Origin of the sequence: Amycolatopsis solani, assembly GCF_033441515.1 — a bacterium.
Taxonomy (GTDB): domain Bacteria; phylum Actinomycetota; class Actinomycetes; order Mycobacteriales; family Pseudonocardiaceae; genus Amycolatopsis; species Amycolatopsis solani.
Map to the genome: position 1 here is coordinate 2737899 of NZ_JAWQJT010000001.1, position 23362 is coordinate 2761260.

A 23362-nucleotide genomic window follows, 5' to 3' on the forward strand; every position below is an offset into this window, starting at 1 on the left:
GATGACCACGAAGACCCCCGGACGGATTCCCGCGTTCGCGCGTTCGACGGCACGCCTCCTGCGGCGTGTCGTCGTTTTCGCGCGCCGTCGGGCGGTCGCGTTCAACGAGCTGTGGAAGCACTCGCTGCAGTTCCGCGTCACCGTGTCGACGCTCGCGCTGTCCTCCGCGGTGGTCTTCGTGCTGGGCATGGTCCTGCAGAACCAGATCACCGAACGGCTGCTGGACACCAAGCGCGACGCGGCGATCGCGCAGACCCGCGCCGCGGCGGAGACGGCGGCGGGCGAGCTGGTCGGGCTCGGCGGCGAGGGGCGCGACGCGACGACCAACCGGCTCGAGAACGCGCTGAAGAAGATCGCGATCACGCCGACCAGCCAGGACGCGGCGGGGTCGGCGGCGGGCACGTTCGTCCCGGTGCTCGCCAGCGGCGGCCACGACCAGTCCGGCGACGAGCCGGCGTCCGCGGGCCCGTACGAGAACGTGCCGCCGCGGCTGCGCCAGTTCGTCGAGGCCGACCAGATGAGCTGGCTCGAGCACACTGTCCCCGACGCCGCCGGCGGGCGCACGACGTACCTGATCGTCGGCATCCCGCTGAACACCGTCGCGAGCCCGCTGCAGCTGTACTTGCTGTTCCCGCTGACGACCGAGCAGAACACCGTCGCGACCGTGCAGAACACGCTGCTGGTCGGCGGGCTCGTGCTGCTGCTCCTGCTGGCCGGCATCACGAACCTGGTGACCCGGCAGGTGGTGCGCCCGGTCCGCCAGGCCGCCGCGGCCGCCGAGCAGTTCGCGGGTGGTGACCTCGATCAGCGCCTCGTCGTGCTCGGCGAGGACGACCTGGCGAAGCTCGCGGTGTCCTACAACGGGATGGCCGCCAGCATCCAGCGCCAGATCCGCCAGCTCGAGGACTTCGGCGGGCTGCAGCGGCGGTTCACCTCCGACGTCTCGCACGAGCTGCGCACCCCGCTGACCACGGTCCGGATGGCCGCGGACGTGCTGCACGCGTCCCGCGAGCAGTTCCCGGCCGGGCTCGCCCGCTCGACCGAGCTGCTGGTCGACGAGCTCGACCGGTTCGAAGCGCTGCTCGGCGACCTGCTGGAGATCAGCAGGCTGGACGCCGGTGTCGAAGACCTGTCCGCGGAGTTCATCGACGTCCGCCCGATCGCGACCCGCGCGGTCGAGCAGGTGCGGGTCATCGCCGGCAACGCGGGCAGCTCGGTCGAACTGGTGCTGCCCGACGACGAGGTGATCGCCGAGGTCGACGCGCGGCGCGTCGAGCGGATCCTGCGCAACCTGCTGGCGAACGCCGTCGACCACAGCGAAGGACGGCCGGTGGTGCTCGCCGTCGCGGCGAACGAGACCGCGGTCGCCATCACGGTCCGGGACCACGGCGTCGGCCTGCGGCCCGGCGAGGCGGACCTGGTGTTCAACCGGTTCTGGCGCGCCGACCCGTCGCGCAACCGGCGCACCGGCGGCACCGGGCTCGGCCTGGCGATCAGCCAGGAGGACGCGCGCCTGCACGGCGGCGAGCTCGACGCGTGGGGCGCCCCGGGCTACGGCGCCTGCTTCCGGCTGGTGCTGCCGCGCCGCCAGGACGTGCCCGCCGGCGACTCGCCGCTGACGCTGCCGCCGCCGGACCACGTCCCGGCCGAGGTGCCGCTGGGGATCATCGACGTCACCCCGGCGCCGGAAGCGATCTTCGCCGAGCGTGAGGAAATCGGACAATGAAACGGCTCCTGGTTTCCTTGTTGTGCTTCGCGCTGCTTGCCGGCTGCGCGAACGTGCCGCTGGAATCGCAGCCCGTCGTGGTGCCCGGCGAACGCCAGGGCCAGGGCTCGGGGGACGTCGTGGCCGAGCCGCGGCCGGACCTCGACCCGCTGACGCTGGTCCGCGAGTTCGTCCGCGCGACGCTCAAGCCCGGGCAGAACAACGCGGCCGCCCGCGCCTACCTGGACGACGCCGGCCGCGCGAGCTGGCGGCCGAGCCGCAGCCTGACGATCATCCAGAACACCTTCGGCACGGTGTACGACACGAACCCGCAGCCCGACCCGAACACCCAGGTCGTCAACGTGCGCGGGAGCGACATCGGCACACTGGACCAGAACAACGCGTTCGTGCCGGACTTCAGCGCGGCGCTGCTGCAGGTCAAGGTGCGCAAGCAGCCGACCGGCCAGTGGCGGATCGTCGACCCGCCCGCCGATCTGTACGCGACCGAGTCCGACTTCAGCGAGAACTACACGCCGATCCCGGTGAGCTTCTACTCGGAGTCGACCAACACGTTCGTCCCCGACCGGCGCTACGTCGTCGCGAAACCGCAGTCCGGGCTGCCGGGCCGGGTGATGGACCTGCTGGTCAGCGGGCCGTCGACGAGCCTGGCCGGCGCGGTGAAGAACTTCCTCGGCGAGCCGGTCGAGATCGACACGAACGTCAAGAGCCTCGACGACGGCACGCTGGTGGTGCCGCTGACCGGGCTGGCGGGGGTGCCCGACGACACCCGGAACCTGATCGCCGCGCAGATCGTCCTTTCGCTCCAGTACGTCACGTCGGCGCGGATCCGGATCCTCGCCGACGGCGCACCGCTGGTGCCGAACCACCCGGACTGGCGCCTGAACGACCTCCCGGCGTACGGCTCGACGCTGTCGCCGAACCTGGAGCTCTCCGGCCTGATGACGGTCGGCGGCCGCGTCCGCTCGCTCGGCGACGGCACCCCGGTCCAGGGCCCGGCCGGCAACGGCGGCTACGACGTGGTGAGCGCGGCCCAGTCCCTCGACGGCAAGCGCCTGGCGGTGGTGGAGCGCGACGGCGGCGGCGTCCGCCTGCGCATCGGCGACATGGGGCGCGACCTGTCCCAGGTCGCCCTCGGCGGCACGACCCTGAGCCGCCCGACGTGGCGCCCCGGCACCGGCGAGATGTGGACGGTGGTCGACCAGCTGTCGGTGGGCCGGATGGTGGTCAACCAGAACGGCGTCTGGACGGCGCTGGGCGTCAACGCGACGGACCTGAACCAGCAGGGCGAGATTTCGGAGCTCAGGTTTTCCCGCGACGGCGCCCGCGTGGCCGCGGTGATCAAGGGCCAGCTGTGGGTGGCGTCGGTGGTCGGCGTCGGCGACTCGGTCTCGTTGCGAGAGCCCCGCCACCTCCAGCCCCACGACCTGGAGGACGTGGTCGACGTCGACTGGGTCGCCCAGGACAACCTGGTGGCGGTGACGAAGTCCCCGTCCCAGCCGGTGGTCCGCGTGACGGTGGACGGCCAGCGCATGGACGCGTTCAACAGCTCCAACCTGACACCCCCGGTCCACGGCGTGACGGCGGCCCCGGGCCGCCAGATCGTGGTGGCCGACCTGAGTGGTTTGTGGACGGCGTCGGTGCTGGGCGAGGTGTGGCGGCCGCAGGCCCACACGATGAAGGACGCGGACCCGTTCTACCCGGGGTGATTTCACTCGTGTGGGTGGCGGCTGGGTGTTCGAAACTGTCGGTGGTGGTCGTGAGACTGTCCGTGTGCTGGAGAAACTGCTCGATCTGCTGATCCCTCGCCGTTGCGCCGCTTGTGGGGCGCGCGGCGAGCCGTGCTGCGCGCGGTGCGGGGAGGTGTGGGGCTCGGTCCGCGAAGTCTGGCGGGTGCCGACGACGGGCCTGGTACGGGTGTTCGCCCTGGCGCATTACCGCGGCGTGGGGCGGCGGTTGGTGATCGCGTACAAGGAGCGGGGGCGGCGGGATCTGGCGCCGTCACTGGGGCGAGCGCTGGCGGAGGCGGTGGCGGAGCTGCCACTGGCGGGGGTCGGTGCGGGGGCGGCCGGGCCTGCCTCCGCGGCTGGCGCGGTTGCTCTGGTCAGCGGAACCGCCGCGAAGACCGACCGCCGCGAGCCCGCGGCAGTCGGCGGTGCCCCAACTCGCGTGGCCACCCTGCCCGCCGATGCGGTTGCGTCCTCGGCTCGCCAGCCCGCTCCGGCTTGCCAGCCCGCCCAGGTTCGCCAGCCCGCCTCGGCTTGCCAACCCGCCCAGGCTTGCCGTCCCGCCGCCGCGGTCGCTGCCGTGGCCGGCTTGCCTGAGCACGCGCGCCGGGCTGGCGTCGCCCACCCCGCCAGTGCCTCCGGCGCCGCCCAGCCGACCTGGGCGAGCGGGTCCGCCCCACCCGGTCCTGCCGAGGCGATGGCTTCCCCAGCCCGCGAGTCCGCCGTGGCCAGCCATCCCGCCGATGCAGTCGCGCCCCCAACCCGCGTGGCCGCCCCGTCCGCCGACGCACCCGAAGTCCGCAAGCCCACGAACCCGACCACCCCCACAACTCCACCGCGGTCGATCTGCCTGGTCCCGGCCCCAAGCCGCCCCTCGGCATCGCGGGTACGCGGCGGCCCCCACATCGAGCGCCTCGCGAACGCCGCAGCCCAGGCCCTCGCTGCCCACGGCATCGACGTGGCAGTCGCCCCAGCGCTGGAACTCGCCGGCAGCGCCCGAGACGCCGTCGGCCTGGGCCGCGCACAGCGGGTCGCCAACCTCGCCGGCCGACTACGGTTCCGCGAAGCCGGCCGCCCACCTCCGGGCTACCTCGTCGTCGTCCTGGACGACGTCATCACGACCGGAGCCACCGCGGCAGCCTGCACACGGGCACTGGCCGCCGCCGGGGTCACGGTCTCCGCCGTCCTGACCCTGCTCTCAGCCGGGTGATTCCCCGGACCGAGTGCACGGGCGCGGAGTCCAGCAGGTCCATGCACCCCACCATGGCACCGCGGCGGGAAAAACGCACACCCGAAGCCCGGCAACGAAACCCGGTCCGGCGCGGTACCGGTTCCGCGCCCCTTCTCCCCGAAAGGAACACCGCACCTGGGTGAAACCGCCCGTCACCTACACGAGTGACACCGGCCGGGAACACGAACGCCCGGACGCCCGTTGTCCGGGCATGAGGGAGTCGATCACGACCACTCGGCCGCCACACCACTCCACCGGGGTGGCGGCTGCGCCGGACGTGGCCGTCACCCTCGGCGTCCACCTGGAGGAAGCGCTGCGCCGTCCGTGTGAAAGCACGCTCCGTGCACTGCGTCCGACCAGCGGGTGTTTTCTGGTGTTCATCCCGCGATCACTGCGCGGGGTGACGGAGTCTCATTCCTCGACATCCCCCGGCTCGGGGGCTGTTGCAACGGGCGTGAGGAAGCTAACGTGCTCCGCTATCAGCAATCCCCGCAGGCAGGGAGGTGACGAGCCCATGTCCCTGGCGCCGGAGGTGCGCTGAGTCCGCGCTCGGGCTTCCGGCACGAGACGTCGTGAACCGTTCCCGAGTTCCTTCTCGGCCCGCGATCCGGGCTTCCGTCCCCGCAATACCGGCGCCGTGTGAAAACACAACAGCTCGCAGTCATCGAAGCGAGGGAGGTCGTGTATGGACATCGTCGTTAAGGGCCGCAACGTGGAGGTGCCCGACCACTATCGGGCACTTGTCAGCGAAAAGCTGGCCCGCCTCGAGCGCTACGACAGGAAAGTCATCCGGTACGACGTGGAACTGTTCCACGAACCCAACCGGCGCCAGGCCAAGAGCTGCCAGCGCGTCGAAATCACCGGAAAGGGACGTGGCCCGGCCGTACGCGCTGAAGCGTGTGCCGCCGACTTCTACGCAGCGCTCGATTCCGCAGTCACGAAGCTGGAAAACCGGCTGCGGAGGACACACGACCGGAGGCGCGTGCACTACGGGCGCAGCCGCCCGGAATCGGTCGCCGAAGCGACCTCGGTGCTGCCCGGTGGTGGATCCCCGGCCGCAGCCAGTCCCGCCGCGCGTACCGCGGTGTTGGAGGCACCCGAAGCCCTGCCGCAGACGAACGGCTTCGCGAGTGCCGACGAGATACACCTGCCCCAGCAGCAGAGCTGGGCCGACGACGACCTCGGTCACCAGCCCGGTCGCGTCGTTCGCGAGAAGCAGCACACCGCGGAGCCCATGACGGTGGACCAGGCTCTCTACGAGATGGAACTGGTCGGCCACGACTTCTACCTCTTCAACGACTCCGAAGCGGGCCGGCCCAGCGTGGTCTACCGGCGGAAAGGCTTCGATTACGGCGTGATCCGGCTCGGCTGAGCCGGTCCTAAGGAGGCCTTCGCGGACGGCCCGCACGCGCTCGCGTGCGGGCCCTCCGCATGTCAGGACCTACGGCGTGTGCACACGGCGGCCCCTGTTCCCTACGATGGGGTGGGAAGGTGGCGCCGACCACGGCGGCCGCCGCGGGAAAACCTGCCCGGGACCGGCCCGGGCGCACTCTTGATCAGCTAGTGAGGTCGACCGGATGGTGCTGAACCGCCTGCTCCGCGCGGGTGAGGGCAAGATGGTGAAGCGGCTGCGCAACATCGCCGATCACATCAACACCCTCGAAGACGACGTCAAGGACCTGACCGACGCCGAGCTGCGGGCCAAGACCGAGGAGTTCCGCAAGCGGAACAGCGACGGCGAGTCCCTCGACGAACTGCTGCCGGAGGCCTTCGCGGTCGTCCGGGAGGCGGCCAAGCGGGTACTCGGCCAGCGTCACTTCGACGTTCAGCTGATGGGCGGCGCCGCCCTGCACCTGGGTCAGGTCGCCGAGATGAAGACCGGTGAGGGCAAGACGCTCACCTGCGTCCTCCCGGCCTACCTCAACGCCATCCCCGGCAAGGGCGTCCACGTCGTCACGACGAACGACTACCTGGCCAAGCGCGACTCGGAGTGGATGGGCCGCATCCACCGGTTCCTCGGCCTCGAGGTCGGCGTGATCCTGTCCGAGCAGCAGCCGGACGTCCGGCGCGCGCAGTACAACGCCGACATCACCTACGGCACGAACAACGAGTTCGGCTTCGACTACCTGCGCGACAACATGGCTTGGAGCCTCGACGACTGCGTGCAGCGCGGGCACCACTTCGCCGTCGTCGACGAGGTGGACTCGATCCTCATCGACGAGGCGCGGACGCCGCTGATCATCTCGGGCCCGGCGGACCAGTCGTCGCGCTGGTACGTCGAGTTCGCCCGGCTCGCGCCGCTGATGCAGGGCATCGACACCACCACGATGGGCTCGCGCGAGCGCACCGAGAAGACGAACCTGATCAACTCGAAGTACCACTACGAGGTCGACCAGCGGAAGCGCACCGTCGCCGTCACCGAGAAGGGCGTCCGGTTCGTCGAGGACCAGCTCGGCATCGAGAACCTCTACGAGGCCGCGAACACCCCGCTGGTCGGCTACCTGAACAACGCGCTGAAGGTCCAGGAGCTCTTCCACAAGGACAAGGACTACATCGTCCGCAACGGCGAAGTCATGATCGTCGACGAGTTCACCGGGCGCATCCTGGTCGGCCGCCGCTACAACGAGGGCATGCACCAGGCGATCGAGGCCAAGGAAAAGGTCGAGATCAAGGCCGAGAACCAGACGCTCGCGACGATCACGCTGCAGAACTACTTCCGCCTCTACGACAAGCTGTCCGGCATGACCGGTACGGCCGAGACCGAGGCCGCCGAGTTCCACCAGACCTACAAGCTGGGTGTGGTGCCGATCCCGACGAACCGGCCGATGGTCCGCGCCGACCAGCCCGACCTGATCTACAAGACCGAGCAGGCCAAGTTCGAGGCCGTCGCCGAGGACATCGCCGAGCGGCACGAGAAGGGCCAGCCGGTCCTGGTCGGCACGACCAGCGTCGAGAAGTCCGAGCACCTGTCGAAGCTGCTGGTGAAGCTGAGCGTGCCGCACGAGGTGCTGAACGCGAAGCACCACGACCGGGAAGCGCTGATCGTCGCGCGCGCGGGCCAGAAGGGCGCCGTCACGGTCGCCACGAACATGGCAGGCCGCGGTACCGACATCGTGCTGGGCGGCAACCCCGACCTCATCGCCGACCAGGTGCTGCGGGAGCGGGGCCTGGACCCGGTCGAGCACTCCGAGGAGTACGAGGCCGCGTGGCCCGAGGTCCTGGAGCAGGTCAAGGCGGAGTCGAAGGCCGAGGCCGAAGAGGTCCGCGAGGCCGGCGGCCTGTACGTCCTGGGCACCGAGCGGCACGAGTCGCGCCGCATCGACAACCAGCTGCGCGGTCGTTCCGGCCGCCAGGGCGACCCCGGCGAGTCCCGCTTCTACCTCTCGCTCGGTGACGAGCTCATGCGCCGCTTCAACGCGACCATGGTCGAGCGCGTGATGACGACCATGCGGCTGCCCGACGACGTGCCGATCGAGCACAAGATGGTCTCCAAGGCCATCAAGAGCGCGCAGACCCAGGTCGAGCAGATCAACATGGAGCAGCGCAAGGACGTCCTCAAGTACGACGAGGTCATGAACGAGCAGCGCAAGGTGATCTACGCCGAGCGCCACCGCGTGCTGGCCGGCGAGAACCTGCGCGACCAGATCGAGGGCATGCTCGAGGACGTCGTCAACGCCTATGTGGACGGTGCGACGGCCAACGGCTACGCCGAGGACTGGGACCACGAGAAGCTGTGGACGGCGCTGAAGCAGCTCTACCCGGTCAGCATCGACTGGGACGACCTCGTCGACGACGGTGATCTGGACGCGCAGGGCCTGCGCGAGGCGCTGCTGCAGGACGCCCGCAACGCCTACGACAAGCGCGAAGCGGAGATCAACGCGCTCGTCGGCCCGGACGGCATGCGGACCCTGGAGCACCAGGTGATGCTGACGGTCCTCGACCGCAAGTGGCGCGAGCACCTGTACGAAATGGACTACCTCAAGCAGGGCATCGGCATGCGGGCGCTCGCGCAGCGCGACCCGCTGATCGAGTACCAGCGCGAGGGCTTCGACATGTTCCGCGCGATGCTCGACTCGCTGAAGGAGGAGGCCGTCGGCTTCCTGTTCAACCTGCAGGTCGAGCGCGCCGAAGCCCCGCCGGCGGAGGAAGCCTCGGCGCTGCCGACGGGCGTCGCTTCCGGCAACGGCCAGGCGTCCGAAGGACGGCACGCGCGGCCGGCGCCGCCGCAGCCGCCGACGACCGACACCGAGTCCGTCCCGGCCGCGCTGCGCGGCAAGGGCCTCGGCGGCGGTGGCCAGCCGTCGGGCGTGACGCTGTCCGGCCCGGGCGAGGACGGCGAGGTCGAGTCCCACGCCGAGGGCGGCGCGCAGGCCGCGGGCGGTGGTGGCGGGGGAACCCGCCGGGATCGCCGCGCCGCGCAGCGCGACGCGCAGAAGAAGGGCAAGAAGGGCCCGCGTCGCTGACGTGGGGCAGGCACCCGGGGGCGCGTGGCTCGGCCACGCGCCCCCGGTGTCGTGAACGGGGGGTCTCATGACGCAGGTCGCGGCTGATCCGCAGGAGTTCTTCGCGCTGTTCGCGCCCGAGCGGCGGCCGGATCCGTACCCGCACTACCGGCGGTGGCGTGAGCGACGGCCGGTCGCGGAGCTGGCGGCGGGGATGTTCGCGGTCAGCGGTCTCGCCGAAGCCACGCAGGTGCTGCGCGACCCGGCTTTCGGGCACCCGGAACCCGAGTACCTGGATCCGGCGGACCGCCGCCCGGACCAGCCGGTCGACGAGTCAGGACGCGTGGTCCGGGCGTTCCTCTCGCTGAACCCGCCCGACCACACGCGGCTGCGGCGGCTGGTCGCGAAGGCGTTCACGCCCCGGATGGTGGCTCAGCTGACGCCGCGGATCGAGGCGCTCACGGCGGAGTCGCTCGAGCGCGCCCGCGGCGAGTTCGACCTGATGACGTCGCTCGCGAAGCCGTTGCCGGTCGAGGTGATCGCCGAGCTGCTGGGTGTCCCACTGGACGACCGCGAGCAGTTCGCGGCGTGGTCGCACGCGATGGCCAGGGCCCTGGACCCGGCGTTCCTGCAACGCCCGGAGACGGTCGAACCGGCGGTCCGGGCGCGGCAGTCGTTCGTCGGCTACTTCCGCGAGCTGGCGGCTCGGCGCCGGCGCGAACCGGGGGAGGACCTGCTGTCCGCGCTGGTCGCGGTCTCCGACGCGGGGGACGTGCTCACCGAGGGCGAACTCCTGGTGACGCTCACGCTGTTGCTGATCGCCGGCCACGAGACCACGACGAACCTGATCGGCAACGGCGTGCTGGCGCTCTTGCACCATCCGCACGGCCTCCGCGCGGCGGCGGACGCGCCGGACCGCGTGGTGGAGGAGGTGCTGCGCTACGACTCGCCGGTCCAGCTGACCGCGCGCACGGCCCTGCGCGACACGGCGCTCGGCGCGGTGCCGGTCCCGGCGGGCAGCCAGGTGGTCGTCGTGCTCGGCGCGGCCAACCGCGACCCGGCGGCGAGCCCGGACCCGGACGAGTTCGACCCGGCCCGGCCCGCCGCCCGGCACCTGGCGTTCGGCCAGGGGATCCACTTCTGCCTGGGCGCGCCGCTGGCGCGGCTGGAGGGCCGCATCGTGTTCCGCGAGCTGGCCCGGCGGCTCCCGGACCTGCGACTGGCCGGAAGTCCGGAGTGGAACCCGACAACCACCCTGCGCGGCCTGGCCACGCTCCCGGTCGCACGCTGAGCCCACCCCGGCTCGTGAGTGATAAGTCGGGTTCTAACCCGACTTATCACTCACGACCTCCTACGCCGCTCGTCGCAGTGGCCGGCCCGGGCGCTGCGGCTTCAGGAGGGCGAAGCGCACGCATCGCCACCCCGTCGGCGTGCGTGTGAACCGGGCCGCCAGTGCGAACGACCGGCCGTCCGCCTCGACCCGCGCGCACGCCTCGATCACGTCCGGGGCCGGGGTGCACGTGTGGATCGTCCGCGTCCGGTGCCGGGGCCGGGTCCGGCTGGGACCGCTGAAACCCGCGTACACCTCCGGTGCCACCAGCGCGCGGACCTGCGCCGCCGGGCGACGGCCGTCGTAGGCCTCCAGCAGCATGCTCAGCACGCGGCCCACCTCGTCCGCTTCGAGCTGCCGGGGCGCCGGGCACCGGACCCCGCCGCGACGGTGCTCCAGCGGCGTCACCGACGGCGGCGAGTCCGCCCTCCCGGCCGCCTCGCAGTGGATGAGTGTGCGCAGGCGGTGTTCCTCGATCATTTCGTCCCCTCCTGGACTCGGCATTTCCCCACCTCCGCCGCTTAGAGGCGGGAACGGGCCGGAAAGGCGACGGGAATCGCACAATCCGGGCGAGATCCGCCGAAGCGAAGCAATCCCCGGCAGTGTTGCGCTATGCGAGACAGCGCCTGGCCGCCCGGCTATGGTGTGCCGGGTGCTGAAAGGGCTATTGGTCGATTTCGCCGGAGTTCTCACCGACCCCGACGCCGGCCGGTTCTACGACTACCTGGCGGCCGCGCGCGAGCGAGGCGTCCGCACCGCGCTCCTGTCGAACGCCCCCGGGGCGTCGGCCGAGGTCAAGAACACGATGTTCGACTATTTCGACGCACTGGTGTTTTCCGGCGAGGTCGGCGTGGCCAAGCCGGACCCGGCGGTCTACCTGATCGCGGCGGACCGGCTCGGGCTGCCCGCCGTGCGCTGCGCGTTCGTCGACGACTCCGCGACGAACATCCGCGGCGCCGTCCAGGCGGGCATGGTCGGCGTGCACCACCGGTCGGTCGAAGAGACACTCACCGAACTGAACGTGTTGTTCCCGGACGGCTGAGTAGTCAGCGGGCGCGGCGCACCAATTCGAATGACAAGACCGCCGCGGCGGCCGAGACGTTCAGCGACTCGACGTCACCGGGCATGGGAATCGACACCCATTCCGTGACGAGTTCGCCGACTTCCCCGCCGACGCCGGCCGTCTCGCCACCGAGGACGAACGCCGCGCGCTGCGGCAGGTCGACGTCGAACACCGTGGTGCGCGCCGAAGCGCTCAGCGCGTAAAGCGAGTAGCCCGCTTCGGTGAGCAGCTCCGCCGCTTCGCGCGCCGAGCCGCAGCGCAGCACCGGGGCGCGGAACGCGACCCCGGCCGAAGCCTTGACCACCAGCGGGTCCAGCGCCGCGACGCCGCGGCGCGGCACGATCACGCCCTCGAGCCCGGCGGCGGTCGCGGTCCGCAGGATCATGCCGACGTTCGCGGGCGTGGTGATGCCGTCCAGCAGCAGCACCCGCGACGGCGGCCGCCGGTCCTCCAGCGCCGCGGAAAGCGCGCGCATCCGCGGCGCGACGACGTCGGCGAGCACGCCTTGGTCCTGCTTGCCGTTGCCGGCGAGCACCTTGACCCGGTGCGCGCTGGCGCGCTGCACGGCGACGCCGGCCTCCTTGGCCGCGCGCTGGATCTCGGCCGCGCCGGGGCCGCGGGCGGTGTCGGCGAGGATCACCTTGTCCACGCGCAGGCCGTCGTCCGCCAGCGCCTCGAGCACCGGCTTGCGGCCGTAGACGGTCAGAAAGCGGTCTTTCGGCGAGATCGTCGACTCATCACCCACACCCGGCAGTCTCGCACTGTGTAAGGATCGGCTCATGCCCGACCGCCTTTCCGCGCTGGACGCCTCGTTCCTGTACGTCGAGGACCACGCGACACCGATGCACGTCGGCGGGGTGGCGATCTTCGAGCGGCCGCGGTCCGGGTTCAGCTACGCGCAGCTGCTGGACCTCGTCGGCGCGCGGCTGGCCTACCTGCCGCGGTACCGGCAGCGCGTGCTGGAGGTGCCGGGCCACCTGGCGCGGCCGGTCTGGGTGGACGACGTCGACTTCGACCTGAACTACCACGTCCGGCGCTCGGCGCTGCCCCAGCCGGGCAGCGACGAGCAGCTGTTCGACCTGGTCGCGCGGCTGATGTCGCGGCGGCTGGCGCCGGAGCGGCCGCTCTGGGAGGCGTACTTCATCGAGGGGCTGGCCGGCGACCGCGTCGCGCTGGTGACGAAGACCCACCAGTCCGTTGTGGACGGTGTCGGCACGATCGAGCTCGGTCAGCTCATCCTCGACCCGACGCCGGCCGAGCCGGAACCGTTCGAGGACATCTGGACCCCGCGGCGCGAGCCGAGCCGCACGCAGCTGGTGCTGGACGCGGTCAGCGAGGGCGTCCAGCGCCCGGGCGAGGTCGTGGAGAACGTCCGCTCGGCGGCGAACGACGCGTTCGCGGCGGCGGGCAAGTTCGCCGAGACGGTCGGCGGCGTGGCGTCGACGCTGCGCACGCTGGTGCGGCCGGCGCCGACCGGCCCGCTGAACGTCCGCGTGTCCGGCGGCCGCGTGTTCTCCGTGGTCCGGACGCGGCTGGAGGACTTCCGCAAGATCCGCGCGGCGCACGGCGGCACGGTCAACGACGTCGTCCTCGCGGCCATCACCGGCGCGCTGCGCGAATGGCTGCTTTCGCGCGAGGAACCGCTGACCCCGCACACGACGATCCGCGCGCTGGTGCCGCTGGCGGTCCGCGACGAGGAGACGGCCGAGTTCTCGACACCGGCGCTGCTCGGCAACCAGGTGGCCGCGTACCTGGTGGACCTGCCGGTCGGCGAGCCGAACCCGGTGCTGCGCCTGCAGCACATCGGCCACGCGATGGCCGAGCACCTGGACTCGGGCCGCTCGGTGGCGGCGCGCGGGCTGCTCAAGGTCGGCGGCTTCGCCCCGGCTACCCTCCACTCCCTGGGGGCGCGCGCGGCGGGGTCGCTGTCGGGGCGCATCTTCAACGTCATGGTGACCAACTCGCCGGGCCCGCAGGTGCCGATGTACGCGGGAGAGGCCAGACTGGTCGAGATGTTCCCGGTGATGCCGCTGATGCGCACCCAGGCGCTGGCGATCGGGGTGACGTCCTACCACGGCGGCGTCTACTTCGGACTGAACGGCGACCGCAAGGCCGCGTTCGACGTCGACCTGCTGGCCGGGATGATCGAAGAATCCTTGGAAGAGCTGAAGGGTGCGCACTGGTGAGGGTCTATCTGCCTGCGACCATCGCGATGCTTCGCGACCTCGAGTCCTCGGGGGAGTTCCGCGCCCGCAGCGGAACGGCGTTCGCGCTGACGCCGGCGTTGCGCGAGGCGTACGTGAGCGGGTCCGACGAGGAGCTGGAGTACGCGGCCCTGCTGGACGCGGCCCGCGCCTCGCTGCGCCTGATCGCCGCGGAGGAGAAGGGTGAACCGCGCCGGGTGGTGATTTCGGCGGACGTCGAGGGCGTGACCCTGCGGCCCGACCTGGACGCCCCGGTCGTCCGCATCGGCGGCCCGATCCCGCTGAAGGCGGTGGCGGCGATCCACGTGGACGCACCCGAAGCGGCCGAAGCGGTGACGGCCGCCGCGGCGGTGATCGACGCGGCGGACCTGGGCGACCCGGACGCGGAGTTCACTTTGGGCGATGCCGAGGACCACGAGCTGGCTTGGTACGCGCCGCAGGAACTGCCGTTCTTGCTGGAGCTGCTCTGAGTTGTCCACAGGTGGGTTCACCTGTGGACAACTGAGCTCTGGTAAGGGCGCCGCCGCTCAGTCGTCGGTGAACCAGTCCGGGCCCGGCACCGGGCGTTCGCACTTCCACCCCGTCGCCGCCATCAGCTTCTTCGAATCGACCCGCTGCGAGCGCCCCATCGGCTCCGCCAGCGGGATCCGCGACACGAGCCACTTCGGCAGCGCCCGTGCCCGCCGCACCCCCGCCGCCGCGGCCATCGCCGCGCCCAGCTCGCCCTTCACCACCGCCGGCGCGCCCACGTTGTAAACCCCCGGAGGCGCGTCCAACGCCGCCACCACCGCCCCGGCCGCGTCAGTGGGATGGATCGCCGTCGTCCAATCCGTGCGCGATCCCATGATCAACGGCGCGCCCCGGCGTGCCGCGGCCAGCAGTGCCGCCGTCATCGGATCCGGGCCCAGCAGGGTGCCGATCCGCAGCCGCACCACCGTCCGGTCGGTCAACGCCGCCACATTCGAATGCGCCACCACCGAAGACGCCGTCACCCCGCGCGGCCGCAGGGGCGCGTCCTCCGTCAGCAGCGCCGCACCGCCGTCGGCGTACACGAACGAGATGCCCTCCTGGACCACGATCCGCACCTCCTCGACCCGCCGGACCGCCGCCGCCAGGGCCGCGCTCCCCGAAACCCGGACCCGGTCGTTCGGGGCCCACGCCTTCTTGCTGGTCACCTTCCGGGGGATCCGCGTCGCCAGGTTGATCACCGCGTCGTGGCCGCGCAGGGCCGTCACCAGCGCATCGGCCGAAAACAAATCACCCGCGACGGCCGTCACGCCGGCCGGAACACGGGAAGCCGAGCGGGTCAACGCGCTCACCTCGTGCCCCAGGGCGAGCAGCCGCGTCACCGCCGGCCTGCCCAGTACGCCCGTCGCCCCGATCACCAGCACCCGCATGTCCTTCTCCCTTCGTCGGAGAAGCGGACGAGACGGCGGCCGGGAACGTGACTACCCGACCTCGCCCGGGGGCGGCGGCTGGACGTCGACCGGGGTGCCCCAGTCCGAATAGCGCGTCGTGATCCGCGCGTCGGAGCCCTGCAGGATCGGCGTCAGGTCCAGCACGATCTGCACCGGCCGGTGCGCGTCGTCGAGCCACAGCTCCACCGGGAACTTGCCGAGCCGCCCCGCGGACTCCGGGGGCAGGCCCGCGGGCAGGTCCGGGCCCAGGCGGGCCAGGTCCAGGTCGACGCGGTAGTGCTCCGCCGCGACGCCGTCCAGCTGCGTGCGCTCGGACGACACGATCGTGCCCGCCGTCCGGATTTCCCCCAGCGTGTGCGCCGGGTCGTTCTGCGCCGCCAGCTGCGTCAGGCTGCCGCCGAGGACCTGGGAGAACGGGTCGCTGCCGTCCGCGGCGACCAGCACCCACGGCTTCCCCGCGCCGACCTCGTCGCGCGAGCCCTCCGGCACCTTCGCGTACAGCTTGCCGGCCAGCAGCCGCAGCTCCATCGGCTCGCCGATGAAGTCGGTCGTCATCACCTGGGACATCCCGCCGGCGCCGAAGCGCGCCTGGCCCTGGCCCTTGGACCGGACTGAGCCGACGGCGACGTCCGTGGCGAACTTCGCCGAGCCGCCGGTCGTGGTGGCCGTCGTCGCGGCGTCGGCCAGCGCCCGCGCGTCCGTGAACGCGGGTGGGGACGACGGGGTCGAGCACCCGGTGAGCAGGACGAACAGCAGCACGACGGCGGCTTTGCGCATGGCGCCAACAAAAACACAGCGGCTCCCCCGAACCCGTTCGGGGGAGCCGCCGCTACTCAGAGTTTTCCGGTCAGCGACCGGCCTTCTTCATCAGCTCGCCGAGGTCGACGACCTGCTCGGCCGGCGGGGCCGCCACGTCGACCTGGGTGCCCCAGTCGCTGTACTTCATCGTGAACTTCGCGTCGCCGGCCGGCGCGCCCATGGCCTGCATCATCGCGCCCTGGTCCATGGTGACCTGCACCGGCAGGTTGTCCTTGTCCAGCCACAGCTCGGCCGGGATCTTGAGGTCCTTGCCCTTGAGCTTCTCGTTGATCTGGTCGCGCGCGGCGGCCGGGACCTGACCGGTGAACTGGTCGAGGGCCTTGGCCACGTCGAGCTCGACCTTGTAGTGGTTGACCTGCACGCCGTTCAGCTCGGTCTGGTCGGACGAGACGATCCGGCCTGCCTTGGAGACCTGCTCCAGGATCTTGCTCGGGTCGCTCTGCTCCGCCGACTGCGACAGCGCGCTGCCCATCGCCTGCGAGATCGGGTCGGTGCCGTCGGCCGAGATCTTGGCCCACGACTTGTCGGTGCCCATCTGCGCCTGCTGGTCGGCGGGCAGCTTGATGTACATGACCTGGTCGACCATGCGCATCTCGGTGGTCTGGCCGGCCGCGGTGCTGGTCATCGAGAACTTCGTGTTCGCACCGTCGAAGGCCATCGCGCCGGTGGCGCTCATGGTCTGGCCCGCGGCGGAGCCCTCCATGGTGAACTTCGCCGACTTGGACTTCTCGGTGCCCTGCTTCGACGCCGACGCCAGCTGGAACGCGTCGGTGAACGGCGAAGCGAGGCCGCTGCTGCCACCGGACTGCGACTGCGCGCCGGCCGGGGCAGCGGTGCCCGAGGTGGTGTTGCCGCTGCACGCCGTCAGCGTGAGCACCAGCGCGGCGCCCGCCGCAACCAGGGTGGTCTTGCGCATCTGATTCCCCTCAGAGTTCGGATCTTCCGCTGGGCATATCGCCCGAACGGGCGAATGGTTACCGATGTGACGGTGACGATCCGCGATCGGTTCCCGGTTGCCTCAGGCCTCTGTGGGGCGGGTCACGTCGTGGCCGCCGCGGGAGGCCAGCAGGCGCCGCAGCGACGCGAGCCGTTCGGGCAGCGCCGTGCCTTCGGTGACGACGTCGTCGAGCGCGCAGCCCGGGTCCTCGGGCGGCCCGAGGTGCCCGCAGCCCGACGGGCACTCCTCGGCGGCCGCGGCGAACTCCTCGAAGGCGTCGACGATGTCGTCCGCGGTGACGTGGGCCAGCCCGAACGACCGCACGCCGGGCGTGTCGATCACCCAGCCGCCGTCCGGGAGCGGCAGCGCCACCGCCGCGACGGACGTGTGCCGCCCCTTGCCGACCCCGCTCACCACGCCGACGGCCAGGTCGGCGTCCGGGACCAGGCGGTTGACCAATGTCGACTTGCCGACACCGGAGTGTCCGACGAGCGCGGTGACGCGGTCTTTCAGCAGCTCGTCGAGGCCTTCGGGCTTCTCGTCGTAGCGGCTGACGATCACCGGGATGTCGAGGCCCGCGTACCCCGCGAGCAGCTCGTCCGGGCTGGCCAGGTCGGCCTTGGTCAGGCACAGCACCGGCTCGACGCCGCCCGCGTAGCAGGCGACCAGGCAGCGGTCGATGAAGCCGGTGCGCGGCGGCGGGTCGGCCAGCGCGGTGACGATCAGCAGGCGCTCGGCGTTCGCGACGACCAGCCGTTCGTACGGGTCGGTGTCGTCGGCCGTGCGCAGCAGGGAGCTGGTGCGCTCGTCGACGCGGATGATGCGCGCGAGGGTGTCGGGCTTGCCGGAGACGTCGCCGACGATCCCGACCCGGTCGCCGACGACCACCGGCGTCCGGCCCATCTCGCGGGCCCGCATCGCGGTGATCACCCGTTCGGGGTCGGCGTCGATCGCGCAGGTCCAGCGGCCGCGGTCCTTGCCGATGACCATGGCGCTGACGGCGTCGGCGTGCTCGGGACGGCGCTTGCTGCGGGGCCGGGTGCCCTTTCCCGGACGCACGCGGACGTCGGACTCGTCCAGCTTGCTCCAGTCGTTGCGCGCCAAACCCTCGTCCTCTCGTGCGCCGGTGCCCACCCGAATGATCCCATGCCGCTCGCCACGGCCCTGGCCTGCGTGTAACGATGGCGTCCCGGAGCTAGGAGGTTGCTCATGTGCGGCCGCTATGCCGCCACGAAGGACCCGGCGAAGCTGATCGAGGAGTTCGAGGCGATCGACCTCACCGAGGGTCACGCGCGCGCCGACCACAACGTCGCGCCGACGAAGAACGTCGTCACGGTGGTGCAGCGGCACCCGCGTGACGCCGACGGCCACGTCCTCGAGGACGAGCCCGCCGAGCGCTCGCTGCGGATCATGAAGTGGGGCCTGGTGCCGTTCTGGGCCAAGGACCCGTCGGTCGGCTCGCGGATGATCAACACGCGCGCCGAGACGGCCGCCGAGAAGCCCGCGTTCCGCCGCGCGCTGGTGTCCCGCCGCTGCCTGGTGCCCGCCGACGGCTGGTTCGAGTGGCGCCGCACCGGCAAGGAGAAGGAGCCGTTCTACATGACGGCCCCGGACGACTCGTCGATCGCGTTCGGCGGGATCTGGGAGAGCTGGCACCCGAAGGACGACAAGGACGCGGCGCCGCTGATCACGTTCTCGATCATCACGACCGACGCGGCGGGGCAGCTCACCGACGTCCACCACCGGATGCCGCTGATCGTGCCCAGGTCGCACTGGGACGGCTGGCTGGACCCGGACCGCGAGGACGTCAAGGACCTGCTGGTCCCGACGCCGGACGAGATCGTCTCGTCGCTGGAGCTGCGGCCGATCTCGACGCTGGTCAACAACGTCCGCAACAACGGGCCCGAGCTGCTGGAGCGGGTCGACCCGGTCCACGAGGGCACCCTCTTCTCATGACGGCCCTCGAGATCGACACCGCCTACGGACCCGCGCGGGCCTACCTGCACTGCGCCGAGGAGGGCGAGGCGGTGCTGATGCTCGGCCACGGCGCGGGCGGCGGCCTCGGCGCGAAGGACCTGGTGGCGGTGACGCGCGCGGCCCAGGCGGCCGGCGTGCACGTGGCGCTGGTGGAGCAGCCGTACCGGGTGGCGGGCCGCCGGGCCCCGGCCCCGGCGAACCAGCTGGACACGGCGTGGCTGACGATCGCGGACGAGCTGTCGGAGCGCTTCGACGCCCTGCCGTTCGTATTCGGCGGCCGCTCGTCGGGCGCACGGGTGGCCTGCCGGACGGCCGCCCAGGGCCAGGCGGTGGCGGTGCTGTGCCTGGCGTTCCCGGAGCACCCGCCGGGCAAGCCGGAGAAGACGCGCCAGCCGGAACTGGACGCGGTCGAGGTCCCGGTCCTGGTGGTCCAGGGCGAGAACGACCCGTTCGGGCGACCCTCGGCCGGGCCGCACCACGAGATCGTGGTGGTCGAGGGCGACCACAGCCTGAGCAAGGACCTGGACAGCGTCTCGCGAGCGGCGACGGAGTGGCTCTCCAGGGTGCTGCGCCCGCTGTCCTGACCAGGTCCCAAGCGCCCCAATGTGGCATTGGGTGCGCTGGACGCACCGAACGCCACATTGGGTGCGTCTGACGCACCGAACGCCACATTGGGTGCGTCTGACGCACCGAACGCCACATTGGGGCGCTGGCGGCCAGTCAACAAGCGAGCCGGGTCAGGCCCCGATCGGGGCCACCACCGCGCCCGTCAGCCGGATCAGCTCGGCCGGGGCCAGCTCCACCTCGAGACCTCGCCGCCCCGCCGAACAGAACACCGTCTCGAACGTCGGAGCCGAGGCGTCGATCACCACCGGCAGGCGGCTCCGGTGGCCCAGCGGTGAGATCCCGCCCAGCACGTAACCCGTCGCCCGCTGGGCCGCCGCCGGGTCGGCCATCTTCGCCTTCTTGCCGCCCGCCGCCGCGGCCAGTGCCTTCAGGTCCAGCTGGCCCGTGACCGGGACCACTCCCACGACGAGGCGGCCGTCGACCTCGGCGACCAGGGTCTTGAACACGCGCGCGCGGTCCAGGCCGAGGGCCTCCACCGCCTCCAGGCCGTACGACTCCGCGCGGGGGTCGTGGTCGTACGCGTGCAGCGTGTGCGCCACCTTCTGCTTGCCCAACAGCGCCGTCGCCGGGGTGCCCTTGCCAGCCATGGTGCGGAAGTCTAGGGAATGCCCGCCCGCCCCGATCGGTTGTACGGGGCGTGACCACAACCCTCGCCACCACACGCTCTCGCAGCCGCCGCCGCCCCGAGGCACCGGCGAACCGCGGTGTGCCCGGCCCCCGCGTAAACTCGACGTCGCCGTATGCGCGTACGCGCATCGACGCCGAGCGGGAAGGGAACGGTTTGCCGAGCACGCAGAACTCAGCACCGGAGGAAGCGACCGAGGCGGAGCGCGCCGAGCGCTTCGAGCGGGACGCCATGCCGCTGCTCGACCAGCTGTACTCGGCCGCGATGCGGATGACCCGCAACCCCGCTGACGCCGAGGACCTGGTCCAGGAGACCTACCTGAAGGCGTACGCCGCTTTCGCGTCCTTCAAGGCCGGCACGAACCTCAAGGCCTGGATGTACCGCATCCTGACCAACACCTACATCAACGGCTACCGCAAGCGGCAGCGGCAGCCGGTGCAGCAGCCCACCGAGGAGATCACCGACTGGCAGATCGCCAAGGCGGAGAGCCACACCTCCGCGGGGCTGCGGTCGGCCGAGGTCGAGGCGATGGACAACCTGCCCGACACCGACGTCAAGGCCGCGCTGCAGAAGCTGCCCGAGGAGTTCCGGCTGGCCGTGTACCTGGCCGACGTCGAGGGCTTCGCGTACAAGGAGATCGCCGAGATCATGGACACCCCCATCGGCACCGTGATGTCCCGCCTCCACCGCGGTCGCGCCCAGCTGCGCGACCTGCTCGCCGACGTCGCGAGGGAACGCGGCTTCATCCGGGGTGCCAAGGAGGAGGTGGCCGGGCGATGAGCGACATGTGCGAAGGCTCGTCCGACAAGGTCCGCTGCGAAGAGGCGCTCGCCGACATCTACCTGCTGCTCGACCGCGAGTGCAGCCCCGAGCGGGACGCCGCGTTGCGTGCCCACATCGACGACTGCCCGCCGTGCCTCGAGGAGTACGGCATCGACGAGCACATCAAGCAGCTCCTGGCCCGCAAGTGCGGTGGCGACCACGCCCCCGCCGAGCTGAAGAGCAGGCTGCGCGCGTCGATCCGCCAGACCGTCGCCTCCCGCGGCGGGGTGACGGTCGAACGCACCGAGATCACCCTCGAGCAGCGCTCCGAATAACGCGCCTGAGCACGACAAAGGCCCCCGCACTTCGGTGCGGGGGCCTTTTGCGTGCCGGCGCCGGCTCAGGAGTTGGGCTTGCCGCCGTGGTTCGCGGCGTTCTTCTTCCGGCTGCGACGCTTGCGGGCGCGCTTCGACATGTTCACTCCTCGTCGTCAAAGCTGGTCAACCTCTCAAGTGTGTCATGACGTCCCGTTCTGGTTGGATGGGGTGGCCGGGCGAGTACCAGGAGGGGTGGCGATGGCCGAGATCAGGGCGGAAATGGTCGGCACCGTGCTCGAGGTCGTCGCGGCGCCCGGCGCCGCGCTGAACGCCGGCGACACCGTGCTGATCCTGGAGTCGATGAAGATGGAGCTGCCCGCCGTGAGCGAAAAGGCCGGCACGCTGACCAGCCTCGTCGTGGCGAAGGGCGACCGCGTCCAGCAGGGCGACGTCCTCGGGACGGTCGAGTAACCGTGTCGACGCTCGCCGAACTGCTCGCCGACAACACCGGCCTCCCCGGGGAGGCGGCGGACCACCTCCAGACCGTGGTCGCCGAGTGGCAGCTGCTGGCCGACCTGTCCTTCGCCGACTTCCTGCTCTGGGTCCCGGTGACCGAGGAGCTGCAGCCGGACGGCGGCGACTTCGTCTGCGTCGCGCACGCGCGGCCGACGACGGCGCCCACCGCGCACCCCGAGGACGTCGTCGGCACGCGGTTCACGGTGGAGGAGCACCCGCAGCTGGCGAAGGCCATGCGCGAGGTGCGGATCTGCCGCGAAGAGGACCCGCACTGGTACCGCGACCTGCCGATGCGCCGCGAGGCCATCCCGGTGCGCTTCCACGACGAGGTCATCGCCGTGATGAGCCGCGAGACGAACCTGGCCGCGCCGCGGGTGCCGAGCCCGCTGGAGATCGCGTACCTGGGCAGCGCCGGCGACCTGTGCCAGATGATCGTCGACGGCACGTTCCCGCCGAACGGCACCAACGCGACCGACACGCACACCTCGCCGCGGGTCGGGGACGGGCTGATCCGGCTCGACTCGAGCGGCACGGTCGTCTTCGCCAGCCCGAACGGCCTGTCCGCCTACCACCGGATGGGGCACGAATCCGACCTGGTCGGCACCCGGCTGGCGCCGCTGACGCGCTCGCTGATCCGCGACCCGTTCGACGCGACCGAGGTGTCGCACCGGATCCTCGAAGCGCTCGACGGGAAGCCGTCGAGCCGCACGGAGGCCGATTCGCGGCGCGGCGCCGTGGTGCTGTTCCGCGCGCTGCCGCTGCGCCCGGCCGGGCAGGCCGCGGGCGCGCTGGTGCTGGTCCGCGACGTCACCGAGGTGAAGCGGCGCGACCGCGCGCTGCTGTCGAAGGACGCGACGATCCGCGAGATCCACCACCGGGTGAAGAACAACCTGCAGACGGTGGCCGCGCTGCTGCGCCTGCAGTCCCGCCGGACGTCGTCGGAGGAGGCCCGGCTCGCGCTGGCCGAGTCGGTGCGCCGGGTGACGTCGATCGCGCTGGTGCACGAGGCCCTGTCGATCTCGGTGGACGAGCGCGTCGACCTCGACAAGCTGCTCGACAACGTGCTGCCGATGGTCGGCGAGGTCGCCACGGCGGAGTCGCAGGTCGGGCTGAAGCGCACGGGCTCGTTCGGGGTGGTCGTCGCGGAGATCGCGACGCCGCTGGTGATGGTGCTGGCCGAGCTGGTGCAGAACGCCATCGAGCACGCCTTCCCGGCGGGCCGCTCGGGCAAGGTCGAGCTGATCGTCGAGCGCTCGGCCCGCTGGCTGGACGTCGTGATCCGCGACAACGGGCGCGGGCTGCCGGCGGGGTTCTCGCTGGAGCGGTCGGACGGCCTCGGGCTGCAGATCGTGCGGACGCTCGTCGAGTCCGAGCTGCGGGGCTCGCTTTCGCTGCGGAAGGTGCGCGTGGAGGCGTCGTCGACCCGGGTGACGGGCACCGAAGCGGCGCTGCGCATCCCTCTTTCGCGTCGCCTCTGAAAATCCTGTTTGGACTCGCACCTCGGCGGGAATCCGGAGGGCGCGACGTGATCGAGTGCGGATCGCGGGAGGAAAAACGCTGAGGGCCCGGCACCCTGAGGAGCGGGTGCCGGGCCCTTCAACGTTTTCGCGGGAGTACTTGGAGTCCCGGTGAGGTTTCAGCGCA

General features: G+C 71.5%; 23 protein-coding genes. 15 read left to right on the forward strand and 8 right to left on the reverse strand.

The features are described 5' to 3' along the window. Position 1 precedes the first annotated feature (1 nt). The 6 genes from mtrB to SD460_RS13525 all read left to right on the forward strand — a co-directional run bounded on the left by mtrB (position 2) and on the right by SD460_RS13525 (position 10414). Positions 2-1726, forward strand: coding sequence for an MtrAB system histidine kinase MtrB (gene mtrB / locus SD460_RS13500; RefSeq protein WP_290057266.1), 1725 nt, complete (start codon positions 2-4; stop codon positions 1724-1726). Further along, positions 1723-3432 (forward strand): LpqB family beta-propeller domain-containing protein, encoded by a 1710-nt coding sequence (locus SD460_RS13505; RefSeq protein WP_290057267.1) that lies wholly within the window; start codon positions 1723-1725, stop codon positions 3430-3432. Before mtrB ends, SD460_RS13505 begins: the two co-directional genes overlap by 4 nt. A 976-nt stretch (positions 3433-4408) precedes the next feature. After that, the gene (locus SD460_RS13510) at positions 4409-4660 is read left to right on the forward strand and encodes a hypothetical protein (protein WP_438860633.1); all 252 of its coding nucleotides are present in this window, start codon (positions 4409-4411) and stop codon (positions 4658-4660) included. 706 nt (positions 4661-5366) lie between these two features. Further along, complete coding sequence (gene hpf / locus SD460_RS13515) at positions 5367-6053, forward strand: ribosome hibernation-promoting factor, HPF/YfiA family (protein WP_290057268.1); 687 nt, start codon at positions 5367-5369, stop codon at positions 6051-6053. Positions 6054-6258: 205 nt separating this feature from the next. Continuing rightward, positions 6259-9144, forward strand: a complete 2886-nt coding sequence (secA, locus tag SD460_RS13520) for a preprotein translocase subunit SecA (RefSeq protein WP_290057269.1) — start codon at positions 6259-6261, stop codon at positions 9142-9144. A 67-nt stretch (positions 9145-9211) separates the two neighbouring features. Continuing rightward, positions 9212-10414, forward strand: coding sequence for a cytochrome P450 (locus SD460_RS13525; protein ID WP_290057270.1), 1203 nt, complete (start codon positions 9212-9214; stop codon positions 10412-10414). A gap of 60 nt (positions 10415-10474) precedes the next feature. Here the strand turns inward: SD460_RS13525 and SD460_RS13530 are convergent, their stop codons facing one another. Beyond that, the gene (locus SD460_RS13530) at positions 10475-10933 is read right to left on the reverse strand and encodes an Rv3235 family protein (RefSeq protein ID WP_290057271.1); all 459 of its coding nucleotides are present in this window, start codon (positions 10931-10933) and stop codon (positions 10475-10477) included. A gap of 187 nt (positions 10934-11120) precedes the next feature. Between SD460_RS13530 and SD460_RS13535 the strand changes: the two genes are divergently transcribed. Beyond that, entirely contained in the window at positions 11121-11495 is a 375-nt protein-coding gene (locus tag SD460_RS13535; RefSeq protein WP_290057277.1) for an HAD-IA family hydrolase, read from the forward strand. Positions 11496-11499: 4 nt separating this feature from the next. On the opposite strand, the gene SD460_RS13540 is transcribed toward SD460_RS13535, so the two are convergent. Further along, positions 11500-12261 (reverse strand): TrmH family RNA methyltransferase, encoded by a 762-nt coding sequence (locus SD460_RS13540; RefSeq protein WP_290057272.1) that lies wholly within the window; start codon positions 12259-12261, stop codon positions 11500-11502. A 34-nt stretch (positions 12262-12295) separates the two neighbouring features. Here SD460_RS13540 and SD460_RS13545 point away from each other — a divergent pair, with 34 nt between their 5' ends. Both SD460_RS13545 and SD460_RS13550 read left to right on the forward strand, forming a co-directional pair. Next, positions 12296-13702, forward strand: coding sequence for a WS/DGAT/MGAT family O-acyltransferase (locus SD460_RS13545; protein ID WP_290057273.1), 1407 nt, complete (start codon positions 12296-12298; stop codon positions 13700-13702). Beyond that, positions 13699-14190, forward strand: coding sequence for a DUF6912 family protein (locus SD460_RS13550; RefSeq protein ID WP_318306207.1), 492 nt, complete (start codon positions 13699-13701; stop codon positions 14188-14190). Before SD460_RS13545 ends, SD460_RS13550 begins: the two co-directional genes overlap by 4 nt. A 57-nt stretch (positions 14191-14247) precedes the next feature. On the opposite strand, the gene SD460_RS13555 is transcribed toward SD460_RS13550, so the two are convergent. The 4 genes from SD460_RS13555 to rsgA all read right to left on the reverse strand — a co-directional run bounded on the left by SD460_RS13555 (position 14248) and on the right by rsgA (position 17998). Continuing rightward, positions 14248-15117 carry an NAD-dependent epimerase/dehydratase family protein gene (locus SD460_RS13555; protein ID WP_290049671.1) on the reverse strand — a complete coding sequence of 290 codons (870 nt, stop codon included), beginning with the start codon at positions 15115-15117 and terminating at the stop codon, positions 14248-14250. 51 nt (positions 15118-15168) lie between these two features. Then, on the reverse strand, positions 15169-15915 hold the full coding sequence (locus SD460_RS13560) for an SCO4651 family lipoprotein (protein ID WP_290049669.1): 747 nt from the start codon (positions 15913-15915) through the stop codon (positions 15169-15171). 70 nt (positions 15916-15985) lie between these two features. Beyond that, positions 15986-16873 (reverse strand): SCO4651 family lipoprotein, encoded by an 888-nt coding sequence (locus tag SD460_RS13565; protein WP_290049667.1) that lies wholly within the window; start codon positions 16871-16873, stop codon positions 15986-15988. Positions 16874-16975: 102 nt separating this feature from the next. After that, positions 16976-17998, reverse strand: coding sequence for a ribosome small subunit-dependent GTPase A (gene rsgA, locus SD460_RS13570; RefSeq protein ID WP_290049665.1), 1023 nt, complete (start codon positions 17996-17998; stop codon positions 16976-16978). Between the two features lie 105 nt (positions 17999-18103). Here rsgA and SD460_RS13575 point away from each other — a divergent pair, with 105 nt between their 5' ends. Both SD460_RS13575 and SD460_RS13580 read left to right on the forward strand, forming a co-directional pair. Next, a complete protein-coding gene (locus tag SD460_RS13575) occupies positions 18104-18850 on the forward strand; it encodes an SOS response-associated peptidase (RefSeq protein ID WP_290049663.1) in 747 nt (248 codons plus the stop codon). Then, positions 18847-19455 carry an alpha/beta hydrolase family protein gene (locus SD460_RS13580; RefSeq protein WP_290049662.1) on the forward strand — a complete coding sequence of 203 codons (609 nt, stop codon included), beginning with the start codon at positions 18847-18849 and terminating at the stop codon, positions 19453-19455. The genes SD460_RS13575 and SD460_RS13580 overlap by 4 nt, the downstream gene beginning before the upstream one ends. A 153-nt stretch (positions 19456-19608) precedes the next feature. Here SD460_RS13580 and ybaK read toward each other — a convergent pair whose 3' ends face one another. Next, on the reverse strand, positions 19609-20085 hold the full coding sequence (gene ybaK / locus SD460_RS13585) for a Cys-tRNA(Pro) deacylase (protein ID WP_290049661.1): 477 nt from the start codon (positions 20083-20085) through the stop codon (positions 19609-19611). Between the two features lie 194 nt (positions 20086-20279). Between ybaK and SD460_RS13590 the strand changes: the two genes are divergently transcribed. Next, positions 20280-20903: a sigma-70 family RNA polymerase sigma factor gene (locus SD460_RS13590; protein ID WP_318306208.1), complete on the forward strand. Its 624-nt coding sequence runs from the start codon at positions 20280-20282 to the stop codon at positions 20901-20903. Then, positions 20900-21220, forward strand: a complete 321-nt coding sequence (rsrA, locus tag SD460_RS13595; RefSeq protein WP_290049659.1) for a mycothiol system anti-sigma-R factor — start codon at positions 20900-20902, stop codon at positions 21218-21220. Before SD460_RS13590 ends, rsrA begins: the two co-directional genes overlap by 4 nt. Positions 21221-21285: 65 nt before the next feature. Here rsrA and SD460_RS46970 read toward each other — a convergent pair whose 3' ends face one another. Further along, positions 21286-21360 carry a 50S ribosomal protein bL37 gene (locus tag SD460_RS46970; RefSeq protein WP_370444718.1) on the reverse strand — a complete coding sequence of 25 codons (75 nt, stop codon included), beginning with the start codon at positions 21358-21360 and terminating at the stop codon, positions 21286-21288. 100 nt (positions 21361-21460) lie between these two features. Here SD460_RS46970 and SD460_RS13600 point away from each other — a divergent pair, with 100 nt between their 5' ends. Together SD460_RS13600 and SD460_RS13605 are read left to right on the forward strand one after the other, a co-directional pair. After that, positions 21461-21673, forward strand: a complete 213-nt coding sequence (locus SD460_RS13600) for a biotin/lipoyl-binding carrier protein (RefSeq protein WP_290049658.1) — start codon at positions 21461-21463, stop codon at positions 21671-21673. Between the two features lie 2 nt (positions 21674-21675). Further along, on the forward strand, positions 21676-23196 hold the full coding sequence (locus SD460_RS13605) for a sensor histidine kinase (protein ID WP_290049657.1): 1521 nt from the start codon (positions 21676-21678) through the stop codon (positions 23194-23196). Positions 23197-23362 lie beyond the last annotated feature (166 nt).

Coding starts and splice junctions, on each gene's coding strand:
- mtrB (WP_290057266.1), top strand. CDS start 2: ATGACCACGAAGACCCCCGGACGGATTCCCGCGTTCGCGCGTTCGACG.
- SD460_RS13505 (WP_290057267.1), top strand. CDS start 1,723: ATGAAACGGCTCCTGGTTTCCTTGTTGTGCTTCGCGCTGCTTGCCGGC.
- hpf (WP_290057268.1), top strand. CDS start 5,367: ATGGACATCGTCGTTAAGGGCCGCAACGTGGAGGTGCCCGACCACTAT.
- secA (WP_290057269.1), top strand. CDS start 6,259: ATGGTGCTGAACCGCCTGCTCCGCGCGGGTGAGGGCAAGATGGTGAAG.
- SD460_RS13525 (WP_290057270.1), top strand. CDS start 9,212: ATGACGCAGGTCGCGGCTGATCCGCAGGAGTTCTTCGCGCTGTTCGCG.
- SD460_RS13530 (WP_290057271.1), bottom strand. CDS start 10,933: ATGATCGAGGAACACCGCCTGCGCACACTCATCCACTGCGAGGCGGCC.
- SD460_RS13545 (WP_290057273.1), top strand. CDS start 12,296: ATGCCCGACCGCCTTTCCGCGCTGGACGCCTCGTTCCTGTACGTCGAG.
- SD460_RS13555 (WP_290049671.1), bottom strand. CDS start 15,117: ATGCGGGTGCTGGTGATCGGGGCGACGGGCGTACTGGGCAGGCCGGCG.
- SD460_RS13560 (WP_290049669.1), bottom strand. CDS start 15,915: ATGCGCAAAGCCGCCGTCGTGCTGCTGTTCGTCCTGCTCACCGGGTGC.
- SD460_RS13565 (WP_290049667.1), bottom strand. CDS start 16,873: ATGCGCAAGACCACCCTGGTTGCGGCGGGCGCCGCGCTGGTGCTCACG.
- SD460_RS13575 (WP_290049663.1), top strand. CDS start 18,104: ATGTGCGGCCGCTATGCCGCCACGAAGGACCCGGCGAAGCTGATCGAG.
- SD460_RS13580 (WP_290049662.1), top strand. CDS start 18,847: ATGACGGCCCTCGAGATCGACACCGCCTACGGACCCGCGCGGGCCTAC.
- ybaK (WP_290049661.1), bottom strand. CDS start 20,085: ATGGCTGGCAAGGGCACCCCGGCGACGGCGCTGTTGGGCAAGCAGAAG.
- rsrA (WP_290049659.1), top strand. CDS start 20,900: ATGAGCGACATGTGCGAAGGCTCGTCCGACAAGGTCCGCTGCGAAGAG.
- SD460_RS13600 (WP_290049658.1), top strand. CDS start 21,461: ATGGCCGAGATCAGGGCGGAAATGGTCGGCACCGTGCTCGAGGTCGTC.